This window comes from Streptomyces sp. BF23-19 (assembly GCF_041106355.1).
Taxonomy (GTDB): Bacteria; Actinomycetota; Actinomycetes; order Streptomycetales; family Streptomycetaceae; genus Streptomyces; species Streptomyces virginiae_A.
The window spans coordinates 1-19,811 of record NZ_JBGBPT010000124.1 but is presented as its reverse complement, the minus strand read 5'-3'; the positions used below and the strand labels follow the sequence as shown (position 1 = coordinate 19,811).

The 19,811-nt window shown below is 71.9% G+C and carries 22 protein-coding genes and 1 pseudogene; 6 read left to right on the top strand and 17 right to left on the bottom strand.

What is annotated here, in order from left to right; genetic code table 11:
- The first annotated feature begins 460 nt into the window (after positions 1-460).
- Together AB8A24_RS40220 and AB8A24_RS40215 are read left to right on the top strand one after the other, a co-directional pair.
- Positions 461-1,270, top strand: a complete 810-nt coding sequence (locus AB8A24_RS40220; RefSeq protein WP_033224977.1) for a hypothetical protein — start codon at positions 461-463, stop codon at positions 1,268-1,270.
- A 208-nt stretch (positions 1,271-1,478) separates the two neighbouring features.
- Positions 1,479-1,841: a hypothetical protein gene (locus AB8A24_RS40215; RefSeq protein WP_369478978.1), complete on the top strand. Its 363-nt coding sequence runs from the start codon at positions 1,479-1,481 to the stop codon at positions 1,839-1,841.
- Between the two features lie 487 nt (positions 1,842-2,328).
- On the opposite strand, the gene AB8A24_RS40210 is transcribed toward AB8A24_RS40215, so the two are convergent.
- A complete protein-coding gene (locus AB8A24_RS40210; RefSeq protein WP_369478977.1) occupies positions 2,329-2,889 on the bottom strand; it encodes a barstar family protein in 561 nt (186 codons plus the stop codon).
- An 812-nt stretch (positions 2,890-3,701) separates the two neighbouring features.
- On the opposite strand from AB8A24_RS40210, the gene AB8A24_RS40205 reads away from it, so the two are divergent.
- Positions 3,702-3,938 carry a YozE family protein gene (locus tag AB8A24_RS40205; RefSeq protein ID WP_328963897.1) on the top strand — a complete coding sequence of 79 codons (237 nt, stop codon included), beginning with the start codon at positions 3,702-3,704 and terminating at the stop codon, positions 3,936-3,938.
- Positions 3,939-4,143: 205 nt separating this feature from the next.
- Here the strand turns inward: AB8A24_RS40205 and AB8A24_RS40200 are convergent, their stop codons facing one another.
- The 7 genes from AB8A24_RS40200 to AB8A24_RS40170 form a co-directional block, all read right to left on the bottom strand.
- Complete coding sequence (locus tag AB8A24_RS40200) at positions 4,144-4,704, bottom strand: AAA family ATPase (RefSeq protein ID WP_369478976.1); 561 nt, start codon at positions 4,702-4,704, stop codon at positions 4,144-4,146.
- The gene (locus AB8A24_RS40195) at positions 4,701-5,330 is read right to left on the bottom strand and encodes a GntR family transcriptional regulator (RefSeq protein WP_369478975.1); all 630 of its coding nucleotides are present in this window, start codon (positions 5,328-5,330) and stop codon (positions 4,701-4,703) included. Before AB8A24_RS40195 ends, AB8A24_RS40200 begins: the two co-directional genes overlap by 4 nt.
- Before the next feature lie 119 nt (positions 5,331-5,449).
- On the bottom strand, positions 5,450-6,913 hold the full coding sequence (der, locus tag AB8A24_RS40190) for a ribosome biogenesis GTPase Der (protein ID WP_369478974.1): 1,464 nt from the start codon (positions 6,911-6,913) through the stop codon (positions 5,450-5,452).
- Between the two features lie 76 nt (positions 6,914-6,989).
- Complete coding sequence (locus AB8A24_RS40185; protein WP_369478973.1) at positions 6,990-7,637, bottom strand: lysophospholipid acyltransferase family protein; 648 nt, start codon at positions 7,635-7,637, stop codon at positions 6,990-6,992.
- Entirely contained in the window at positions 7,634-8,341 is a 708-nt protein-coding gene (gene cmk, locus AB8A24_RS40180) for a (d)CMP kinase (RefSeq protein ID WP_030009333.1), read from the bottom strand. The genes AB8A24_RS40185 and cmk overlap by 4 nt, the downstream gene beginning before the upstream one ends.
- Before the next feature lie 157 nt (positions 8,342-8,498).
- Complete coding sequence (locus tag AB8A24_RS40175) at positions 8,499-9,587, bottom strand: prephenate dehydrogenase (protein ID WP_328963892.1); 1,089 nt, start codon at positions 9,585-9,587, stop codon at positions 8,499-8,501.
- Between the two features lie 132 nt (positions 9,588-9,719).
- Positions 9,720-10,157, bottom strand: coding sequence for a YidB family protein (locus AB8A24_RS40170; RefSeq protein WP_369478972.1), 438 nt, complete (start codon positions 10,155-10,157; stop codon positions 9,720-9,722).
- Positions 10,158-10,294: 137 nt separating this feature from the next.
- Here AB8A24_RS40170 and AB8A24_RS40165 point away from each other — a divergent pair, with 137 nt between their 5' ends.
- The 3 genes from AB8A24_RS40165 (at position 10,295) to AB8A24_RS40155 (ending at position 11,903) form a co-directional block, all read left to right on the top strand.
- Positions 10,295-10,636: a DUF952 domain-containing protein gene (locus tag AB8A24_RS40165; RefSeq protein WP_328963890.1), complete on the top strand. Its 342-nt coding sequence runs from the start codon at positions 10,295-10,297 to the stop codon at positions 10,634-10,636.
- An 81-nt stretch (positions 10,637-10,717) separates the two neighbouring features.
- Positions 10,718-11,194, top strand: coding sequence for a Rieske (2Fe-2S) protein (locus AB8A24_RS40160; protein WP_328963889.1), 477 nt, complete (start codon positions 10,718-10,720; stop codon positions 11,192-11,194).
- A 28-nt stretch (positions 11,195-11,222) separates the two neighbouring features.
- On the top strand, positions 11,223-11,903 hold the full coding sequence (locus tag AB8A24_RS40155) for a nucleotidyltransferase domain-containing protein (protein WP_328963888.1): 681 nt from the start codon (positions 11,223-11,225) through the stop codon (positions 11,901-11,903).
- Position 11,904: 1 nt separating this feature from the next.
- On the opposite strand, the gene AB8A24_RS40150 is transcribed toward AB8A24_RS40155, so the two are convergent.
- From AB8A24_RS40150 to AB8A24_RS40110, 9 genes and pseudogenes are all read right to left on the bottom strand, one after another.
- A complete protein-coding gene (locus tag AB8A24_RS40150) occupies positions 11,905-12,663 on the bottom strand; it encodes a nucleotidyltransferase domain-containing protein (RefSeq protein WP_328963887.1) in 759 nt (252 codons plus the stop codon).
- A gap of 3 nt (positions 12,664-12,666) precedes the next feature.
- Positions 12,667-13,680 carry an ADP-ribosylglycohydrolase family protein gene (locus AB8A24_RS40145; RefSeq protein ID WP_328963886.1) on the bottom strand — a complete coding sequence of 338 codons (1,014 nt, stop codon included), beginning with the start codon at positions 13,678-13,680 and terminating at the stop codon, positions 12,667-12,669.
- Positions 13,677-14,405, bottom strand: a complete 729-nt coding sequence (locus AB8A24_RS40140) for an NUDIX domain-containing protein (protein WP_369478971.1) — start codon at positions 14,403-14,405, stop codon at positions 13,677-13,679. Before AB8A24_RS40140 ends, AB8A24_RS40145 begins: the two co-directional genes overlap by 4 nt.
- The gene (locus AB8A24_RS40135) at positions 14,402-15,481 is read right to left on the bottom strand and encodes an AAA family ATPase (RefSeq protein ID WP_369478970.1); all 1,080 of its coding nucleotides are present in this window, start codon (positions 15,479-15,481) and stop codon (positions 14,402-14,404) included. The genes AB8A24_RS40140 and AB8A24_RS40135 overlap by 4 nt, the downstream gene beginning before the upstream one ends.
- Positions 15,478-16,086 (bottom strand): nicotinamide riboside transporter PnuC, encoded by a 609-nt coding sequence (pnuC, locus tag AB8A24_RS40130; RefSeq protein WP_030729961.1) that lies wholly within the window; start codon positions 16,084-16,086, stop codon positions 15,478-15,480. The genes AB8A24_RS40135 and pnuC overlap by 4 nt, the downstream gene beginning before the upstream one ends.
- 144 nt (positions 16,087-16,230) lie before the next feature.
- The gene (locus tag AB8A24_RS40125) at positions 16,231-17,589 is read right to left on the bottom strand and encodes a pseudouridine synthase (RefSeq protein ID WP_369478969.1); all 1,359 of its coding nucleotides are present in this window, start codon (positions 17,587-17,589) and stop codon (positions 16,231-16,233) included.
- Entirely contained in the window at positions 17,589-18,221 is a 633-nt protein-coding gene (gene scpB, locus AB8A24_RS40120; RefSeq protein ID WP_369478968.1) for an SMC-Scp complex subunit ScpB, read from the bottom strand. The genes AB8A24_RS40125 and scpB overlap by 1 nt, the downstream gene beginning before the upstream one ends.
- Positions 18,218-19,288 (bottom strand): ScpA family protein, encoded by a 1,071-nt coding sequence (locus AB8A24_RS40115; protein WP_369478967.1) that lies wholly within the window; start codon positions 19,286-19,288, stop codon positions 18,218-18,220. Before AB8A24_RS40115 ends, scpB begins: the two co-directional genes overlap by 4 nt.
- A gap of 164 nt (positions 19,289-19,452) precedes the next feature.
- Positions 19,453-19,811 (bottom strand): annotated as a pseudogene (locus AB8A24_RS40110) (hypothetical protein); the annotation flags it as partial.

The following is a 19,811-nucleotide window of genomic DNA, read 5'->3' as shown; positions in this document are numbered from 1 at the left end:
CCCTCTTCGGCTCCCCGCTCATCGCGCTCGCCGTCGCGGCGATGGCGCTGCTCCCGCTCGCGTGGAGTCGCGGCCGTGGAGCCGCGCGGCAGTGCGAGCGCCAGCACGGCGGCGAGCGCGACGGCGCCGCCGGAAGCGGCCCGCCAAGTCCGGTGGTTGGGCATCGGGTCACGCTACGCAGCCCCGTGCGGCCCCCTTCGGCCCGCCACGCGGCAGGTCACCGCGCCCCACCCGGTCGGCCGACCGCCGACACCGCCCCGAACGGCCACACCTGAGCACCAACTGAGCACAACCAGAAAACAGTTGGCACGAAAGGGAAGCTCCGGTCGGACGGTTCACCCTTCCGGGGGCCAGGTTCGAATCCGTTCCCTCAAATGGCGTGACCCCGGCCGCCGCTCGGCCGTTGAGCCCGGCGAGCCGGGAGCCTCCCGGACCCGCACCTATGCCGAGGAGCCACCCCGTGCCGCGCATGCTCGACGTCAGTGATGAGGTACGTGCCGAGATCGGTGACGAAGAAGCCGACAGGCTGCTCGTCGGCGAAGACGCGCCGCGCAGTTACGACTGCACCTCCTGCCGCACCCCGGGCGACCCCGAGAACGACCGCACCAGCACAGTGCTGTTCGTCGGCGAGGAGACCGCCGTCCTCGCCTTCGCCCACGCCACCTGCATCCCCTCGCAGGTGGTCTCGGTCTCCGAGGAGCAGCTCCAGGGCGCCGTCCGCAGCATCACCGGCGACAGCCCGGCCGCCGCGGGCGGCCCCGGCGCCGCCCCGCAGAACGTGTCCGGCGGCCAGGCCGTCCTCGGCATCACCAGCGGCCTGATCCTGATCGCCGGGGAGCTGCACCCCGCCCTGGTCGTCGAGCCGACCGCGCCCATCGCCCGCCCCGGCAGCGACGGCCCCGGCGACGACTTCCTGCCGCTCCTCATCGAGCAGGGCTTCATCCCCGTCACCGACACCTCCGAGGTCCCCACCGTCCTCGGCGGCTGGTCGGTCCTGCTCGCCGCGGGCCAGCTGCACGCCGTGCTGCAGCCGGGCAACGACGGCGGCGGTCAGGTCGCCTGGTGGCAGGCTCACCAGGCGCTGTCGGTCACCGACGGCTGGCGGGCCGCCGTCAACAAGACCCAGCGCGTGCTCATCTACGCCGCCCCGGTCGGCTCCATCGGCCAGCAGCCCCGTGAGGACCTACTGCGCGACGCGCTGGACAAGGCCGCCGCCGCGGGCAAGCTCGTGGCCGCCGCGATGCCGCTGGCGGGTACGCCCGGCGCCTGATCCAGCCGGTACCGAAACGGCCGCCCAGCCCCCTGCCGAGGGGGCCGGGCGGCGTGCGCCGGGGGTGTGCGGTCCGTCCCGCACACCCCCGGCGATCTGTGTTTCCTCCCCTGTCACCCCGCATCCGCAGAGCGCCGGTTTCGTTGGCTGGTACGTGCATTCATACGACTCCTCCCGCGCCCCGTCCTATCCGAGCACCGTCCCCGCGATGCGTCCCGCACGGGACCGGGACCCCTCTCCGGCCGTCTCGCACACCCCCATCTACGACACGCTGTACTCGGAGTACCTGCGCGCCTTCCGGGCGCTGCCGGGCGACCGTACGGGCGAGGAGGACCACGGCTTCACGGCCTTCTCCTACGGGGGCTCGTACACGAGCGGCACGTCGTACGGCAGTGGTTGGAACCCTTCCGCGTGGCAGCGCGTCGACGGCTGGCAGCCCTCGTACACCCCGCAGCCGCAGCCGGCGTACTCGTACGCGGGCAGCCCCGCATACGCCGACGGGCGGCAGCACCAGACCGGGATGACCCACATCCCGGCGGCCCTGCCGCCCGCTCCGCGCCGGGGCTACTGACCCCGCCGAGTCCGCCGAAGTCCTCGCCCGGCTGCTACTTCTTCTTCTTGGTCTTACCAGCCTGACTTTCCATCAGGGAGCAATCCCCTCCGCACCATCCTGACCTGCTGCTGAGCGGTCGCTGTTGGTGGATGTCGGTCAGCGTTGGGAGGCGTTCGACGGCCCACAGACGGCCCGGCGCGGCGCCCGGATAGCCAGCCCGGGATTGCTTGTCGCTTGTCTTGTCGCTTGTCGCTTGTCGTCCCGTTCACCCAGCTCACAGCCACGCATCCGGGGCTGAGGCGCCCATCAGACCCAAGACGACAAGCGACAAGCGACTCGATGAGATCGAGGGCATCGACCTCACCCTCACCTTCCTCCGCGCGAAGCGCGACGAGACCCAACGCCGAGCCCAGCGACCAGCTGTCCACCTCGGCATCCCCACACGCCGCCGTCCGCAGGAGTCCGAATGACGTTCCCCAGGCCGACGCCTCGAAGCAACGAGCTGTCACCGAAGGATGACGCTCACAGCCCGTTCCTCGAAGATCTCCAGGAGGAGGTCGAACAGCACAAGCTCGCGATCACCGGCGGGCACGCGCTCCGCCAACCGCGTCCGAGCCTCGGCAGACAAGTCCCAGTGCAAGGTGAACGGAGTGGTCGCGCCCCAACCGCCGAAAAGGCAGTCGTCCAGAGCGTCTAGGTTCCAGCCGAAGTACCCGCCGGGCCCGTTGACGGCCTCACCGATCGCGCAGTAGAAGCTGTCTTCGTCGACGATGTATCGGCCATCCAAGGTGAACACCTGGCCTGCAGGCGCATCGGGCTTCCCTTGGCGTTGGTACTCCCGGGACCACAGGGCCACCGACAGCCACGCGCGTCGGTCCTCGGGTGCGAGTTCGTGCCACATTCCGGTGTGGTTCAGGTGACCGGTGCGGACCAGCTCCCACGGTCGTTCCGCTCCAGGCAGGGCGTTCTCGCACCAGAGCGTCACCGTGAGGTCGACAAGGCCGGCACCACTGGCGGAGGGCTTGACCTCGATGACGGTGACCTCGCCAACGAAGTAGGACCCCATGGTGGCACCGTCACCGTCGAGGAGCTCGAACCAGGCGTTCCCCGCCACGGCACGACGACTGCCGACATGGTCAACACACCTCAGTAGGCCACCCTGCGGGAGGCAACCCGCGAGGTGCACTCGGCGCGCTCCTTCCTCATCCGGCAGGGGAGTGAACAACCCCTGCGCTTCCTGAGCGAAGCCCCAGAAGTCGCTGTCGTCCTCGTCCGAGGTCAGCGCGTACTTCTGCCCCTCGCCGCCCCGCCCTGATGTTCGCATCGCACCCCCATTGAGAGCGCTGATCTTACCGACGCGTGGAGACCTGCCCTGCGGTCGCTGGCGCCGTTACCACCCTTGACTCCCATCCCATCCATCTCGGAGGCCCTTTGACGAACCACATACCCGCCTTCACCCATGAGAGTGAAGTGCAGAGAAGCACAGGAGAGCTGTCCACGGTTACCGGTTACAGGTCGCACACGCCGCCCCGCTCCGCCCTGAGTGGCCCGAATCGGCTCCGTAGGGCCTGTAACCGGTAACCGGTAACCGTGCATGCACAGGAGAGCTATTAGCGGGGGGCGTCTGCCGCGCGCTGGTGGTCTCACGCCGGGGCTCAGATGCGTCACGGGCGTCACAGCTTCCCGTGACGCAGAGACACGCAGGTCAAGGACTCCGAGGCTGGCGAGGGCAGTCACCCCGCAGTGGGGCATGACGCTGGTGCGTCACACCCGTGACGCTCCCACCCGCCGCCCAACTGCGGCGCTGTCACCACCAGCAGCCTCGCTCAGCCCGGGAATTCAAGATTGGGAGACGCATGTCGGCGGAAGGATGGCGCTATGGCTAAGCATCAGAGCTTCACCACGTGGTTGAAGACCCACAGCAAAGATCGCACCGCTATCGGGGATCTGGCACGAGACGTCTCCGCCGATCCAGACTGGCCATCTCGAAAGGGGCTTTCAGGGCAGCGCAACTACCTGGAAGACCTCGGGGCTATCCAGGCAGCCATCGACACCCTGGAACGCGCCTGGGAGGCGTACGGCGCTTACCAGGCTGCCGAGAACGCCAGCGCCTGAGCAGCAGGCCGCTAGTACCGCTTGGAGCTCCCGCCACCGTTGCTAGGTCTAGCATCGAGGATCGCTAGACCTAGCAACCTCGCTAGCAACCCAAACATGTTCTGATCAGGGATCTAGCGCCTAGCAGCGTCGATCAGGAAACCCCCAGGATCTGACCCATCCTGGGGGTTCAGGGCGGGCGAGGACTGCTAGCCACGGCCGATGGTCACGAGCGAGGCTCAGCAGCCTCTTCCAGTGCTTTCAAGACCGGATCCGGGTCTCCGCGAAAGGTGAGGTGGGGCTCGTCCGGCTGAGGCGGTACGAATCTCGTTCGGTAGCGGGCCAGGTCGCTTTCAGCGAAGTAGATCGAGTTCGGATCTGCTTCGTGCTGTGCGTTCCGCTTGCTCACGCGCTCCCAGAGCTCTTCGTGGCTGGCCTCTAGGTAGACCAGTACCGAGGTCGCACCGGCGTCCGTGGCGACCGCTCGCCACCGAGCGCGGTCGTCGGGCGTCCAGAAGCCGTGGTCGACCACCACGTCCTTCCCCGCCCGGAGTTGCTCGCGGAGCTCCAGGGAGACCTCTTCAAGGATCGGCCGCTCCAGAGCGGGGAAGGTGCCTCGGGGGAAGTCGACTCCGTACACGCCGTGCCGGCGGAACATCTCTTCATCGGGGCAGAGCCTCACGAAGCCGCGGTCCGTAAGAGCGCGGGACAACGTCGTCTTGCCCGACCCGGGCAGTCCAGCCATCAGCACGCAGAACGGCCGGACGGAGCTGCCGACGGCCGTCACTGGACGACGTCCGATTCCGTCTGCCACGTCCGGCCCGGGCTTCCGAGGTCAACGCCGTACTCCACGACATCGCCCGCGCTGTTGACGAACTTCGCCATCATCACGACCACTGGCTCCCTCGAAGGCTTCGCGGCGTCCAGCTCCAGGAGCTCTGCGTCCTCCGGCGTCAGCAGGCGCGCCGCCACGGTGTCGATCCGGTGGGTGATCGGGCTGCCGGTGATCTGAGCGATGAGCTGTAGGGATGTTCCGCCGGTCAGGCGCTCGCTCTTGGCCAGCTGCGGAATCGCCTTCCCGGACTGGGCGGGGATCCATGAGGTGGAGTGCGCGACGATGCCGTGGCGGTCGCGATGGACGCGGCTCCGCCTGATCACGTCCGAGCCAGGCTTGATGTCCAGCGCCTGGGCGACGTCCGCCGGCGCCGAGACCACTGAGGCCTGGTGGGCGTCGGATCGCTCCCCGGCCCCCCAGCTCGACCCGCTGCGACGCCCACGGTCCTGGCGCTGAGAGCCCGAGGACACCGGGGAGGGACGGTCCAGGACCTCTGTCCCGATTCCGTGGATCCCCCTGACAAGCCCGTCGGTCCGCAGCTTTCGCAGCGCCTTTTCAGCGGTCGCCGTGGCCTCCATCTACCCCGGTCCGAAAGAGCCCTCGGCCACGGCCTGACGGCCCACAGGCGGCCCGGGGCAAGCGTCAAGCCCCCCGCCTGCGGAGAAGATGCAGGTGGGGGGCTTGATCAGACTGGGAACTACTTCTTCTTCTTGTACTGGGCGCCGCGCTTCTCGCGCACCCGCACCGAGATGTGGATCGGGGTGCCCTCGAAGCCGAACTCCTCGCGCAGGCGGCGCTCGATGAAGCGTCGGTAGCCGTGCTCCAGGAAGCCGGAGGCGAAGAGGACGAACCGCGGCGGCTTGCTGCCCGCCTGGGTACCGAACAGGATGCGGGGCTGCTTGCCGCCACGGATCGGGTGCGGGTGGGCGGCGACGACCTCACCGAGGAAGGCGTTCAGCCGGCCGGTGGGGACGCGCGTCTCCCAGCCCGCCAGGGCCGTCTCGATCGCCGGGACCAGCTTCTCCATGTGACGGCCGGTGAGCGCCGAGACGTTCACCCGGGGCGCCCAGGCGACCTGCTGCATCTCGGTCTCGATCTCGCGCTCGAGGTAGTAGCGGCGCTCCTCGTCGAGCTCGTCCCACTTGTTGTAGGCGATCACGATCGCGCGGCCCGCCTCGACGGCCATCGTGATGATGCGCTGGTCCTGGACGCTGATGGTCTCGGAGGTGTCGATCAGGATCACCGCGACCTCCGCCTTCTCGACGGCGGCGGCCGTGCGCAGGGAGGCGTAGTAGTCGGCGCCCTGCTGCAGGTGGACCTTCTTGCGGATACCGGCGGTGTCGACGAACTTCCAGGTGATGCCACCGAGTTCGATCAGCTCGTCGACCGGGTCGCGGGTGGTGCCGGCCAGCTCGTTGACGACGACGCGGTCCTCCTTCGCCACCTTGTTGAGCAGCGAGGACTTGCCGACGTTCGGCCGGCCGATGAGCGCGATGCGGCGCGGGCCGCCGAGGGCGGCGCCGCCGAAGGTCTGCTCGGGGGCCTCGGGCAGGGCCTCCAGGACGGCGTCGAGCATGTCACCGGTGCCGCGGCCGTGCAGCGAGGAGACCGGGTGCGGCATGCCGAGACCCAGCGACCACAGGGAAGCCGCGTCGGACTCGCCGCTCTGGCCGTCGACCTTGTTGGCGCACAGCACGACGGGCTTGCCCGCCCTGCGCAGCAGCCGGACGACGGCCTCGTCGGTGTCGGTGGCGCCGACCTTGGCGTCGACGACGAAGACGACCGCGTCGGCGGCCTCGATGGCGTACTCGGCCTGGGCGGCGACGGAGGCGTCGATGCCGAGGACGTCCTGCTCCCAGCCGCCGGTGTCGACGACCTTGAAGCGGCGGCCGGCCCATTCGGCCTCGTACGTGACGCGGTCGCGGGTGACACCGGGCTTGTCCTCGACGACCGCCTCGCGGCGGCCGATGATCCGGTTCACCAGGGTCGACTTGCCGACGTTCGGGCGGCCGACGACGGCGAGGACGGGAAGCGGTCCGTGACCGGCCTCCTCGATCGCGCCTTCGACGTCTTCGATGTCGAAGCCCTCTTCCGCGGCGAGCTCCATGAACTCCGCGTACTCGGCGTCGCCAAGTGCTCCGTGGTCGTGCTGGTCGTTCATGAAGTCCGTTCCTCGTCGTTCGTGGTGGTCGGTGGTACCCGCGCAGCGCGGTTCCACTACTGGTTTCAAGTCTCGCTCAGCGCCCGGTCAGGCGCTTGGCGTCGGCCAGGTGGGCGGTCAGCCGGTCCTGGATGCGTACGGTGGCCTGGTCCAGGGCGGTACGGGTACGGCGGCCACTGCCGTCGCCCGCGTCGAAGGCCGAGCCGAAGACGACGTCGACCCGGCTCTTGAGGGCCGGCAGGCCCTTGACGACGCGCCCCGGGGTGTCCCCGCTGCCCAGCACGGCCACGGGGACGATGGGTGCGCCGCTGCGGACCGCGAAGTACGCGAGGCCCGCGCGCAGCGAGGCGAAGTCGCCCTCGCCCCGGGTGCCCTCGGGAAATATCCCCAGGGCCCCTCCATTGTCGAGCACGCCGAGGGCGCGGCCTATCGCCGTCCGGTCGGGGCCGCCGCGGTCGACCTTGACCTGCCCGATCCCGTCGAGGAAGGGGCCGAGCGGGCCCACGTACGCTTCCTTCTTGATCAGGAAGTGCAGCGGCCTGGGCGCGGTGCCCATGACCATGGGGCCGTCGATGTTGTGCGAGTGGTTCACGGCGAGGATGACGGGGCCCGAGGCGGGCACCTTCCAGGCCCCCAGTACGCGCGGCTTCCAGAGCCCGTACATGAGCCCGATGCCGATGCGCCTGCCGACCGCCGCACCCTTGCGGGAGGGCGCTTGGCTCACTTGCGGCCCGCCCGCTTCTCTTCCACCAGCGTCACGACGCACTCGATCACCTGGTCGAGCGTGAGCTCGGTGGTGTCCACCTCGACGGCGTCGTCGGCCTTGGCCAGCGGGGAGGTCTTGCGGCCGGAGTCGGCCGCGTCGCGCTTGATCAGCGCCTCCTTGGTGGCCGCGAGGTCGGCGGCCTCCTTGCCGCGGAGCTCGCCGCTGCGCCGGGCGGCGCGCGCCTCGGCGGAAGCGGTCAGGAAGATCTTGAGGTCGGCGTCGGGCAGGACGGTGGTGCCGATGTCCCGGCCTTCGACGACGATCCCGTCGGCCTCCTGGGCCGCCTCGGCGGCGATGGAGCGCTGCAGGTCGGTGATCAGGGTGCGCACCTCGGGGACGGCGCTGACGGCGCTGACCTTCGAGGTGACCTCCTGGGTCCGGATGGGACCGGCGGCGTCGAGGCCGTCCACGGTGATGGTGGGGGCGGCCGGATCGGTGCCGGACACGATGGTGGGCTTGCCGGCGGCGATCGCGATGGCCTGCGGGTCGTCGGTGTCGACGCCGTTGGTGATCATCCACCAGGTGATGGCCCGGTACTGGGCGCCGGTGTCCAGGTAGCGCAGCCCGAGCTTGGCGGCCACGGCCTTGGAGGTGCTGGACTTGCCCGTGCCGGAGGGACCGTCGATGGCGACGATCACGGCGGACGGAGCTGCGGTTTCCACGGTGCGGGCACCTTCCTGGTTGCGCGTACGTGTCCGGGCGCGGCAAAGCGCCCCTCCCCAAGGTTACCGGCCCCGGACGGCCGCCGTCCCCGCGGTGCGTTCCGGGGGCCGGCCGGCCCCCGCCGGCCGCCCCTCACCCGCAGCCCCGTCGCTCCCCTTACTGCTGTCGCAGCGCCCAGCCCCGCTCGCGCAGCTCGGCGGTCAGGCCGGGCACCGCCCGTGGCTCCACCATGAGCTGGACGAGGCCGGCCTGCTGGCCCGTCGCGTGCTCGATCCGTACGTCCTCGATGTTGACCCCGGCCCGGCCGGCGTCGGCGAAGATCCGGGCCAGCTCACCGGGCTGGTCGCTGATGAGCACGGCCACCGTCTCGTAGACCGTGGGGGCCGCGCCGTGCTTGCCGGGGACCCGGACCCGGCCCGCGTTGCCGCGGCGCAGCACGTCCTCGATGCCCGCGGCGCCCCCGCGCCGCTTCTCCACGTCGGCGGACTGCAGGCCCCGCAGCGCCTCCACGGTCTCCTCCAGGTCGGCGGCGATGCCGGCGAGGACGTCGGCCACCGGTCCCGGGTTGGCCGACAGGATCTCCACCCACATCCGCGGGTCGGAGGCCGCGATCCGGGTGACGTCGCGGATGCCCTGCCCGCACAGCCGGACGGCCGTCTCGTCGGCCTCCTCCAGCCGGGCCGCGACCATGCTGGAGACCAGCTGGGGGGTGTGCGAGACGAGCGCCACCGCGCGGTCGTGGGCATCGGCGTCCATCACCACCGGTACGGCGCGGGAGAGGGCCACCAGCTCCAGTGCGAGGTTGAGCACCTCGTGGTCGGTGTCCCGGGAGGGGGTCAGCACCCACGGGCGGCCCTCGAAGAGGTCCGCGGTGGCGGCGAGCGGCCCGGACTGCTCCTTGCCGGCCATCGGGTGCGTTCCGATGTAGGCGGTGACGTCCACGCCGAGCGCCGCCAGCTCCCGCCGCGGTCCGCCCTTGACGCTGGCCACGTCCACGTAGGCGCGCGCGACCCCGCGCCCGATCAGGTCGGCCAGGGTCGCGGCCACGTGGGCCGGCGGTACGGCGACGATCGCGAGGTCGACCTGCTCCTGCGGGGGCTCGTCGGTGCCGGCCCCGAGGGCGGCCGCCGTACGGGCCCGGTCCGGGTCGTGGTCGGCGAGGTGGACGGTGATCCCCCGGGCGGACAGGGCGAGCGCCGCGGAGGTGCCGATCAGTCCGGTTCCGATGACGACGGCGGTTCTCACGAGGTACTCCAAGGGGACGGAAAGGCGAGCTGACGGACTGTCCGGCCAGGGTATCCAGCACCCGCGCCACGAGGGCCCGACCGCCCATCCCGTGGGACGGCGGCCGGGCCCTCGTGCGGCGCTGCCGGACGGTCAGAACTTCTGCGCGCGGATGATGTCCTCGAGCGAGCCGGTCGGAAGCTGTCCTTCCGGGCTCAGCTTGTCGACGGCCGTCGGCAGCGCCTGCGCGATCTGGTCGGCGGCTTCCTGCGGGCTGACGCCGGCCTGCGCGGCCGCCTTCTGCAGGGCCTCGTCGGGCAGCGCCTCGGCGATCTGGGCGCCGCTGACCGACTGGTTGTCGCCGGTGCCGATCCAGGACTGGGCCTGGTCGGCGAGGCCCGACCTGGTCAGCATGTCCATCAGCCCGCCGAGCGGGTTGCTCCCGCCGGTCTGGGAGCCGCCGGCCCCGCCCGTGAGGGCGCCGAGCAGCGCACCGAGGACGTTGCCGCCGCCGGCGCCGCCGCTGCCGCCTTGGCCACCGCTCCCGCCCAGGAGGCCGCCGAGAAGAGAGCCGAGGTCGTTACCCGCCATCGTCACGCCTTTCGCAGAGGGGCCGGGCCGCGCGGAGCGCTTCGCACCCGGCTTCGAGACACGGACAATGTCACCCATTGTCGACAATGCCGCCACCTGGCGCACACGTCCGCGACCCCTGCGGTAGAACCATCCGCATGATCTTCCACATCGTCCCGCTCACCGACTGGACCGCCGCACCCGAGCTCCCGTACGCCCCGCCCTCGCTGGAGGTCGAGGGGTTCGTCCACTGTTCGGCGGATCGCCCCACGGCACTCGCGATCGTCGACGCGCACTACCGGGCGGTACCGGGGATCCTGCTCGCGGTGGAGCTCGACGAGGGCGCGCTGACCGCCGAGGTCCGCCGGGACGCTGATTCCGGCGGGCGCTACCCCCATGTTCACGGCCCACTGAACCGGGAAGCCGTGATCCACGTGTGGGAGGTCGTACGCACACCCGGCAGCCCTGCCTCACTGGCCCCATGGGAACCGGGCCGATGAACCGGCGCGGCAGGCTTCACCTGAGGCCCGCCGCAGGCCAGGATGCTGCACGCCATCCGGCCACGAAGCGAGGAGAGACTCATGAGCGACCTCACGCACACCGCCCGGCGCACGGTACTGACGATCGGCGCGGCCACCCTGGCAGGCGGCGCGATCACCGCCTGCGGAGGTGGGAGCGGTGAAAAGGCCTCCCCGGGGGAACCGAACAACGACACGGGCGTCCAGCCCGCCGCCCCGGCTCCCGCCAGCCCCGACGCGGGGGCGGGCGACAAGGCCCTCACCAAGAAGGCGGACGTGCCGGTGGGCGGCGGCAAGGTCTTCAAGGAGGAGAAGGTCGTCGTCACCCAGCCCAAGGCCGGCACCTTCAAATGCTTCACGGCGGTCTGCCCCCACCAGGGCTGCCTGGTCAACAAGGTGGAGGACGGCAGCATCGACTGCCCGTGCCACAACAGCAAGTTCGCGATCGCCGACGGTGCGGTGACCAAGGGTCCGGCCACCAAGGGACTGGCGGAGAAGAAGATCAAGGTCGCGGCGGACGGCAATATCTCGCTCGCATAGCGGCAGGTCAGACGCCTACTCTCCCGGGATGGACGATCTGACGCTGGTACGGGACCACACGGTCTACCGGTGTGTGATGGGCTCCCGGGCGTTCGGGCTGGCGACGGAGGCGAGCGACACCGACCTGCGCGGTGTCTACCTCGCCCCGACGCCGCTGTTCTGGCGGTTCGACAAGCCCCCCACGCACGTGGAGGGCCCGCGGGAGGAGGAGTTCTCCTGGGAGCTGGAGCGCTTCTGCGAACTCGCCCTGCGGGCCAACCCGAACATCCTGGAGTGCCTGCACTCCCCCTTGGTGGAAGAGGTCACCCCGGTCGGGGAGGAGCTGCTCTCCCTCCGCGGGGCCTTCCTCTCCCGCCGGGCCCACACCAGCTTCAGCCGGTACGCGGCCTCCCAGCGCGGCAAACTCCTCGCGGACGTCCGCATCCACGGCGCCCCGCGCTGGAAGCACGCCATGCACCTGCTGCGCCTGCTGCTGTCCTGCCGTGACCTCCTGCGCACCGGCCGGCTGACCATCGACGCCGGCCCGCACCGCGACCGCCTGCTCGCGGTCCGCCGCGGCGAGCTCACCTGGGAGGAGACCGACGCCTGGATGGCCCGCCTCCAGGAGGAGACGGAGTCGGCCCTGGCCTCCACCGTGCTGCCCGCGGAGCCGGACCGGGCGCGGGTGCAGGACTTCCTGGTCCGCACCCGGCGCGCGTCGGCCGCGTAGCTCAGTCGCGCAGGGTGCGCCGTCGTACGACGAACTCGTCGAGCGCGTCGTACGCCGACACCTGCTCGGGCAGCGCGGACACGGCCTGGGCCGCGTCCAGCACCGCGTGCAGCGCCTCGATGTCCGCGCGCACACCGCCGAGCGGCGGGCCCACGTAGCCCCCGTGCTCGGCGGCCACCTTGGCCTCGATCAGGGCGGCGAGGTACGGGGGCGCCTCCGGCACCTCGGCCAGCAGGGTCGGCAGGTGTGCCTGCACCTGGCCCGACCGCATGAGGTGGATGCCGGTGAGCAGCGCCCGGAACGCGTAGAGCAGCGGTTTGAGTTCGGCGGCCTTCTCGAAGAGCCGCCACTGGGTGCCGGCGAACCCCCGGTAGTGGTGGGCGTGGTGGGAGGTCAGCACCCCGGGGGCCAGCGCGATCAGTTCCTCGTGCGCCGGCGTCGTGTGGACCACGAGCGGGGAGAGCAGCTGCTCCAGGACGTAGCCGTTGCGGTTCAGCATCAGGCGGACGAACTTGCGCAGGTCGTGCGTGACGAGGTCCATCTCCACGTCGTCCCGGTCCCACATGCGGCTCCGGGTCTCCTCCGGCTCGCGCAGGCCCAGCAGGTCCTGGGCCGGGAGCAGGTGGGCGCCGCGCAGGTCGATGTCGGAGTCCCGGGACGGGAAGCCGTACAGGTGCGCGCCGGAGACCGTGGCGAAGAGCAGCGGGTCGGGCTGCTCCGCCACGACGGGGGTCAGGTCGAGACTCAGTGCGTCCAGCATGGATCAAGCATCCCAGAGGGCGCCGAAGGCCAGGAGTTCGTCCCGGTACTCGATGCGGCCCTCCCATTCCCGGGGCCAGACGTCCGCGCCGAGGTGCGCTCCGGCGAAGGCCCCGGCGAGGCAGGCGATGGAATCGGAGTCGCCGCGCGTGCAGGCGGCCCGGCGGAGCGCGGCGAGCGGCTCGTCGGGGAAGAGCAGGAAGCAGTGCAGGGCGGTGGCGAGGGCCTCCTCGGCGATCCAGCCGTCGCCCGTGGCCAGGCAGGGGTCGGTCTCCGGGGAGGGGGACCGCAGGGCGGCCGCCAGCCGGTCCAGGACCGCCAGGCACTCGTCCCAGCCCCGGGCCATGAAGGACTCCGGGGAGGCGTCGGACGCGGTCCGCATCCACAGGTCGCCGAGCCAGCGCTCGTGGTAGCGGGTGCGGTTCTCCAGGGCGTACGAGCGCAGCCGTCCGACGAGCCCCGTCACCTCGGTGCCCTCGGCCAGCAGGTACACCGCCCGCGCGGTCAGGTCGGAGGCGGCGAGCGCCGTGGGGTGCCCGTGGGTGAGGGCCGACTGGAGCTGCGCGGCGCCGGCCCGCTCCTCCTCGGTCCAGTCCGGCACCAGCCCGACCGGGACCACGCGCATGTTGGCGCCGCAGCCCTTGGAGCCGATCTGGCTGGCGTCGCGCCAGTCCCGGTCCGGGGTGTCCAGCAGCCGGCAGGCCGTCATGCAGGTGCGGCCGGGGGCCCGGTTGTTCTCCGGGGAGTGGTACCAGTCGACGAACTCCTCGCGGACCGGCCGGGTCAGGCGCAGCGGCCCCACGGGTCCCCGCTCGGCCGCCGTACGCATGCCGCGGGCCAGGGCGAGGGTCATCTGGGTGTCGTCCGTGACGATCGCCGGGCGCGGCAGGCTCATCTCGCGCCAGGGTCCCGTCTTGGCCAGGATCGACGGCACGTCGTTGAACTCGGTCGGGAAGCCGAGGGCGTCGCCGAGGGCCAGGCCGATCATGGCGCCGGTGGCGGCTCGCTTGGTCGTCATCGGGTGGTTCCTTCCGGTCGCAGCAGGGGTGGGTGGAGGGTGGTCGCCGGACCGGGCCGGTAGAGGGCGGCCGGTTTGCCGCGGCCTCCGGTCAGCCGGGCGGCTCCCGGTACGGCCTCGACGAAGCCCGGCGTCGCCAGGACCTTGCGGCGGAAGTTGGGGCGGTCGAGGCCGGCGTTCCAGACGGTCTCGTAGACGGACTGCAGCTCGCCGAGGGTGAACTCGGGCGGGCAGAACCCGGTGGCCAGGCAGGTGTACTCCAGCTTGGCGCCGATCCGCTCGCGGGCGTCCGCCAGGATCACCGCGTGGTCGAAGGCGAGCTCCGACACGTCCTCCACGGCCAGCCAGCGGGCGTGGGCCGCGTCCCCGCCGCCCTCGGCCGCCGGCTCCGGCAGGTTCGGGACGAGGGCGGTGAAGGCCACCGAGACCACCCGCATCCGGGGGTCGCGGTCCGGTTCGCTGTAGGTGCGCAGCTGCTCCAGGTGGAGCGCGGCGACGAGTTGCTCCGGCAGGCCGGTCTCCTCGGCCAGTTCGCGCCGGGCGGCGGTCTCGGCGGACTCCCGCGGCAGGACGAACCCGCCGGGCAGCGCCCAGGCCCCGGCGTACGGTTCCTGGCCGCGCCGGATCAGGAGCACGTGCAGGGCGCCGGCGCGCACGGTGAACACGGCCAGGTCGACGGTCACCGCGAACGGCTCGAAGGCGTACGGGTCATAGCCGGCGGTCATCGGTTCTCCGGAAGGGGGTCGGTGAAGTGCCAGCCCTCGGCCAGCAGTCCGTCCACGGCCCGGACGGCCGTCTCCAGCCGGGCCGCCCGATCCCCGCGTACGACGAGGAAACGCCTCCCGGTGCGCTCCAGTTCCGCCCGGAACCGCTCGGTCATCCAGGGGCGCAGCTGGGGTCCGTCCCGCAGTCCGTCGTCCTCGAAGGGCACGTCGGTGTGGTCGGTGAGCAGGTACAGGTCCCGCCGGGTGAGGTCGGCGATCCGCTCGACCTCCTCGTTGCGGCCGCCCATGTACCGCTCGTGCCAGATCCCGGTCGCGAAGGAGTCGGTGTCGCAGAACAGCACGGGCGAGCCGAGCCGGGCGGCGTGCTCCTCGTCCGCGTCCTGGTGGCGGGCGATGAGCGGGAACTCCTCGGAGGTGAAGGACACGTCCGCCCAGGAGGCCACCGGGTCGGCGGCGCGGGCGGCCGCCAGCTTCTCCTCGCTGAACCGACGCCCGTACTCGGGGACCCAGCCCGTCTTGGCCCATACGCCGCCGCGGCGGCGGTAGTGGTCGGCGAGGGCCCGCGACAGCGTGGTGGTCCCGGTGGACTCCGCGCCGAGGACGACGACCCGCCGGGTGAGGGCGGCCCGGACGGCCGGCCCGAGGAACTCCCAGGAGCCGGCCGGGTCCCTGCGTACCGCGGTCCCGGACACGGGGAACAGCGTGCGTTCCCGGTCCACCAGGACCTCCTCGGCGCCGAACCTGCGGGCGAGCTCGCTCCCGTACTCCTCCGAGGTGAAGACGGCGTCCACCCGCCCGGGGATCGCGCCGCGGAAGACCGCCATGTGGGCCTCCCAGACGTCCGGGTCGTGCAGGTCGACGGGGATGTCGTCCACCGCGCCGACGACCTGGGCCCCGGGGTGCGCCTCACGCATCCAGGCGACCCGGTCGGCGAGCGGGACCGATTCCACGGAGGCCGCGCACACCAGCACGGTCAGCCGTTCGCACTGGTCCTGGGCGGTGCGCACCAGGTGGTGGTGGCCGGCGTGCGGCGGGTAGAACTTGCCGAGGACCAGGCCGTGTCCGTGGCGTCTCATGCCGTCGCCTCCGCCGTCGTACGGGCGTCCCGCGCCGGCAGCGTGCGCCGCCAGCCGAGGAGTCCGACCACGCACAGGGCGAGGAAGCCCACGTAGAGCGCGGAGGTCAGGTAGAGGCCCTTGTACGCGTAGAGCGGGATGTAGACGAGGTCGGCGGCGATCCACAGCCACCAGGACTCGACGAGCTTGCGGCACTGCCCGTACGTGGCGGCGAGCGAGAGCCCGGTGGTGGCTGCGTCCCAGAAGGGGACGGTGGAGTCGGTGGCCCGGCTCAGCAGCAGCGTGAGTGCGAGCACCCCCACCGCCCCCGCCGCGGCGAGCCCGACCCATTCGGTGCGCGTGGTGCGGCGCACCGGCAGGGCCTCGGCGGATCCTGGTCCACCCCCGTGGGTCCAGGACCACCAGCCGTAGGCGGCGAGGGCGATGAAGACGATCTGGAGCCCGGCGTCGGCGTAGAGGCCGGCCTGGGCGAAGAGCACGATGAAGAAGATGTTGTTGGCGATGCCGATCGGCCAGTTGGCCACGTGCTGCCGGGCGACCAGCCAGACGCACAGGGCGCCGGTGGCGAAGCCGAGCACCTCGGTCCAGCTCATGGTCCAGCTCATGCCGACCTCCCTCGAATGTTTAATGGTCAGACTGACTATAAACAGTGATCGGGGCCCCCGACAAGCAGAAACCCCGGGGTGCCCAGGGACACCGCGGGTTTTTCCGTGATCGGTCCGGCCGCCGAGGGGCGACCGGCCTGCGTCCTAGAGACCGACCTCGCGCATCAGCATGCCGACCTCGGTGTTGGTCAGGCGGCGCAGCCAGCCGGACTTCTGGTCGCCCAGCTCGATCGGACCGAAGGAGGTCCGGACGAGCTTGTCGACGGGGAAGCCCGCCTCGGCCAGCATGCGGCGGACGATGTGCTTGCGGCCCTCGTGGAGGGTGACCTCGACCAGGTAGTTCTTGCCGACCTGGTCGACGACGCGGAAGTTGTCGGCGCGGGCGTACCCGTCCTCCAGCTCGATGCCGTCCTTGAGCCGCTTGCCGATGTCGCGCGGCAGCGAGCCGGTGATCGCGGCCACGTACGTCTTCTGCACGCCGTACTTCGGGTGCGTGAGGCGGTGGGCCAGCTCACCGTGGTTGGTGAGCAGGATGATGCCCTCGGTCTCGGTGTCGAGCCGGCCGACGTGGAAGAGACGGGTCTCACGGTTGGTGACGTAGTCACCGAGGCACTGACGGCCGTCCGGGTCCTCCATGGTGGAGACGACACCGGCGGGCTTGTTCAGCGCGAAGAACAGGTACGACTGGGTGGCGACGGTCAGACCGTCCACCTTGATCTCGTCCTTCGGCAGGACGCGCTTGCCCTGCTCCAGCACGATCTCGCCGTTGACCTCGACGCGGGCCTGCTCGATGAGCTCCTCGCAGGCGCGGCGCGAACCCATGCCGGCGCGGGCGAGCACCTTCTGCAGACGCTCACCCTCCTCCTCAGCACCCGGGAAGGTCTTCGGGGTCTTGACCACGGGCTTGTCGGCGTACCGGTCGCGCACGCGCTCCTCGATACGCGCGTCCAGCTCACGCGGACGGGACTGGCCGCTGCGGCTGCCGGGGCCGCTGCGCGGGCCGCCGGCGCCGCCGATGCCGGGGGTCCTGGAGGTACGGGGACCGCCCTTGGCTCCACCGCGCGCCGCGGCGCCACGGGCACCGCCGCCGCCCGCCTTGGGGCCGCTGCGTCCGCTGCGCTCGCCCTCGGGGCCGACGTCGTAGCGGCGCTCCTCGGGACGCGGGTTGCGGATGCGGGGGGCCGGCTGGTCGCGGTCGCGCGAGTCGGAGCCGCCCTGGTAGCCGCCGCCGGAGCTGCCGCCACGGGAGCCGCCGCCCTGGTAGCCGCCGCCGGAGCTGCCGCCACGGGAGCCGCCGGAGCCGCTGCCACCGGAGCTGCCACCCCGGTAACCGCCGCCGGAGCTGCCGCCACGGGAGCCGCCGGAGCCGCTGCCACCGCCGGAGCCGCTCCCGCGGTAGCCACCGCCGCCGCTGGAGGAGCCGCCGCGGGAGTTACCGCGCCCGCCACCGCCGCCGCCGCTGTTCCTGTTGCCGCCACCGTTGCCGTTGCCGCTGCTTCGCATCAAAGTTCCGTCGTCTTGTCGTCTTCATCGGTGTCCGGTGCGTCCGGATCGAACGACGGCACACCTTCTTGCGTCTCGGCTTCGATCGCGTCCGCCTCGGGGAGGAAGGGCGCGAGCTCCGGGAGCTCGTCCAGGCCACGCAGGCCCATCCGCTCCAGAAAGTAGTTCGTCGTCCTGTATAGGATCGCACCTGTTTCGGGTTCCGTCCCCGCCTCCTCCACCAGACCGCGCTGGAGGAGGGTCCGCATGACCCCGTCGCAGTTGACTCCGCGGACCGCCGAAACCCGCGATCGGCTCACCGGCTGGCGGTACGCGACGACCGCCAGGGTCTCCAGGGCCGCCTGGGTGAGCCGGGCCTGCCGGCCGTCCAGGACGAATCCCTCCACGGCGGGCGCGTACTCGGCCCGGGTGTAGAACCGCCAGCCGCCGGCCACCAACCGCAGCTCGAAGCCCCGGCGCGCGGCCGTGTACTCGTCGGCGAGCTCCCGCAGCGCCTGCGCGACCTCGCGCGGGGTGCGCTCCAGCACCTTGGCCAGGTGCGCCTCGGTGGCCGGCTCGTCCACGACCATGAGCACGGCCTCCAGGGCCGGCTTCAGCTCCAGCGCGGCCACCGCGCTCACGTCGCTGCTCAATCCTTCGCCTCCACGATCCGGTCGAACTCGTCGGTCACGGTCGGCATGCCGTCGCCGTCCCCGCCGCTCCAGCGCACGGTGAGGGTCCGCAGGGCCTCCTCCTGGTCGAGGACGACCGCCTTCTCCCGGTAGAGCTCCAGCAGGGCCAGGAAGCGCGCGACGACGGTGAGGGTGTCCTCGGCGTCCTCGGTGAGCTCCTGGAAGGTGGCCTCCCCGCGCGCCTTCAGCATCCGCACCACCAGCCCGGCCTGCTCGCGGACGCTGACCAGGGGGGCGTGGATGTGGTCCACGTACACCTGGGGCTCGGCCTTGGGCTGCATGGCCTTCACCGCGAGCCGGGCGAACCCCTCCGGCCCGATGCTGAGGACGACCTCGGGCAGCAGGTCCGCGTGGTGCGGCTCCAGCCCGACCGTCCGCGGGTACCGCCTGCCCTCGGCCTCCGCGCGCCGCTCGAAGATCTCGGCGATCTGCTTGTACGCGCGGTACTGGAGCAGGCGCGCGAAGAGCAGGTCCCGGGCCTCCAGCAGGGCCAGGTCCGCCTCGTCCTCCACCTCGGCGACCGGCAGCAGCCGGGCGGCCTTCAGGTCGAGCAGGGTGGCGGCGACGACGAGGAACTCGGTGGTCTGGTCGAGGTCCCAGTCGGGCCCCATGGCACGGATGTGCGCCATGAACTCGTCGGTGACCTTGGACAGCGCGACCTCGGTGACGTCGAGCTTGTGCCGCGAGATCAGCTGGAGCAGCAGGTCGAAGGGGCCCTCGAAGTTGGCGAGCCGCAGGGTGAACCGCCCGTCGCCGCCCGCGGGGCTCGCACGGTCCGGGCTCACGGCCGGGTCGGCGTCCGGGGCCGGGTCGGGCCCAGGCGGCCCCTGCAGGCCGTCTGCGGGCTCGGGGGAACGTTCCGGCTCGGTACCGCCCGCCGCCGGTGCGGGGCGCGTGGCGGGCGCCTCAGGGGCTTCGGGCTCCGCTCCCCCGTCGTCTGCGTCCGGTTGCCGGGCCGGGTCGGGGGCGCCGGGGCCGCGTCCCAGGACACGCCGGGTCGGTCGGCCGGATTCGGCGGGGGAGGTCATCGCGGTCCAGGAGGTGCATGGGGGCGGCGTGGAGGGCCGGGCGCCGTGGCCGCGGCCACCAGCAGCCTACGGGCTCCTCCGCGCTCCCCGGCGGATCACCGCCCGGCACGGCGCCGCGCCCCGCGCACGCACCGGGACGGCGGGCGCGCGGGAAAGCGGGCGGCTCAGCGGCCGCGCAGGCGCCGTACGAGGATGCTCGCGTCCCCGCGGGATTCCAGATCGGCGAGGACGACCGCGACCGCCTCGCGGACGATGCGGCCCCGGTCCACCGCCAGCCCGTGCTCCCCGCGCAGCACCAGCCGCGCGTGCTCCAGGTCCATGAGTTCCTCGGCGGAGACGTAGACCGTGATCTTCTCGTCGTGGCGCTCGCGGCCGCTGGGGCGCCGGTTCGCGCCCCGACCCTGCCCCTTGCCCCGGCGGCCCGCGCCGGCCGGGGCCGACCCCACGCCGCCCGCCGGGCCGGCAGGACCTTCCTGAGGCCGCCTGGGCTGCCCCACGACGGGCCCGCCGGGGTCCGCGGCGG

Excerpts from the sequence above, each read along its gene's own strand:
- AB8A24_RS40215 (WP_369478978.1), top strand. The coding sequence starts at position 1,479 with ATGCGTCCCGCACGGGACCGGGACCCCTCTCCGGCCGTCTCGCACACC.
- AB8A24_RS40210 (WP_369478977.1), bottom strand. The coding sequence starts at position 2,889 with ATGGGGTCCTACTTCGTTGGCGAGGTCACCGTCATCGAGGTCAAGCCC.
- AB8A24_RS40205 (WP_328963897.1), top strand. The coding sequence starts at position 3,702 with ATGGCTAAGCATCAGAGCTTCACCACGTGGTTGAAGACCCACAGCAAA.
- AB8A24_RS40195 (WP_369478975.1), bottom strand. The coding sequence starts at position 5,330 with ATGGAGGCCACGGCGACCGCTGAAAAGGCGCTGCGAAAGCTGCGGACC.
- der (WP_369478974.1), bottom strand. The coding sequence starts at position 6,913 with ATGAACGACCAGCACGACCACGGAGCACTTGGCGACGCCGAGTACGCG.
- AB8A24_RS40170 (WP_369478972.1), bottom strand. The coding sequence starts at position 10,157 with ATGGCGGGTAACGACCTCGGCTCTCTTCTCGGCGGCCTCCTGGGCGGG.
- AB8A24_RS40165 (WP_328963890.1), top strand. The coding sequence starts at position 10,295 with ATGATCTTCCACATCGTCCCGCTCACCGACTGGACCGCCGCACCCGAG.
- AB8A24_RS40160 (WP_328963889.1), top strand. The coding sequence starts at position 10,718 with ATGAGCGACCTCACGCACACCGCCCGGCGCACGGTACTGACGATCGGC.
- AB8A24_RS40155 (WP_328963888.1), top strand. The coding sequence starts at position 11,223 with ATGGACGATCTGACGCTGGTACGGGACCACACGGTCTACCGGTGTGTG.
- AB8A24_RS40150 (WP_328963887.1), bottom strand. The coding sequence starts at position 12,663 with ATGCTGGACGCACTGAGTCTCGACCTGACCCCCGTCGTGGCGGAGCAG.
- AB8A24_RS40145 (WP_328963886.1), bottom strand. The coding sequence starts at position 13,680 with ATGACGACCAAGCGAGCCGCCACCGGCGCCATGATCGGCCTGGCCCTC.
- AB8A24_RS40140 (WP_369478971.1), bottom strand. The coding sequence starts at position 14,405 with ATGACCGCCGGCTATGACCCGTACGCCTTCGAGCCGTTCGCGGTGACC.
- AB8A24_RS40135 (WP_369478970.1), bottom strand. The coding sequence starts at position 15,481 with ATGAGACGCCACGGACACGGCCTGGTCCTCGGCAAGTTCTACCCGCCG.
- pnuC (WP_030729961.1), bottom strand. The coding sequence starts at position 16,086 with ATGAGCTGGACCATGAGCTGGACCGAGGTGCTCGGCTTCGCCACCGGC.
- AB8A24_RS40125 (WP_369478969.1), bottom strand. The coding sequence starts at position 17,589 with ATGCGAAGCAGCGGCAACGGCAACGGTGGCGGCAACAGGAACAGCGGC.
- AB8A24_RS40115 (WP_369478967.1), bottom strand. The coding sequence starts at position 19,288 with ATGACCTCCCCCGCCGAATCCGGCCGACCGACCCGGCGTGTCCTGGGA.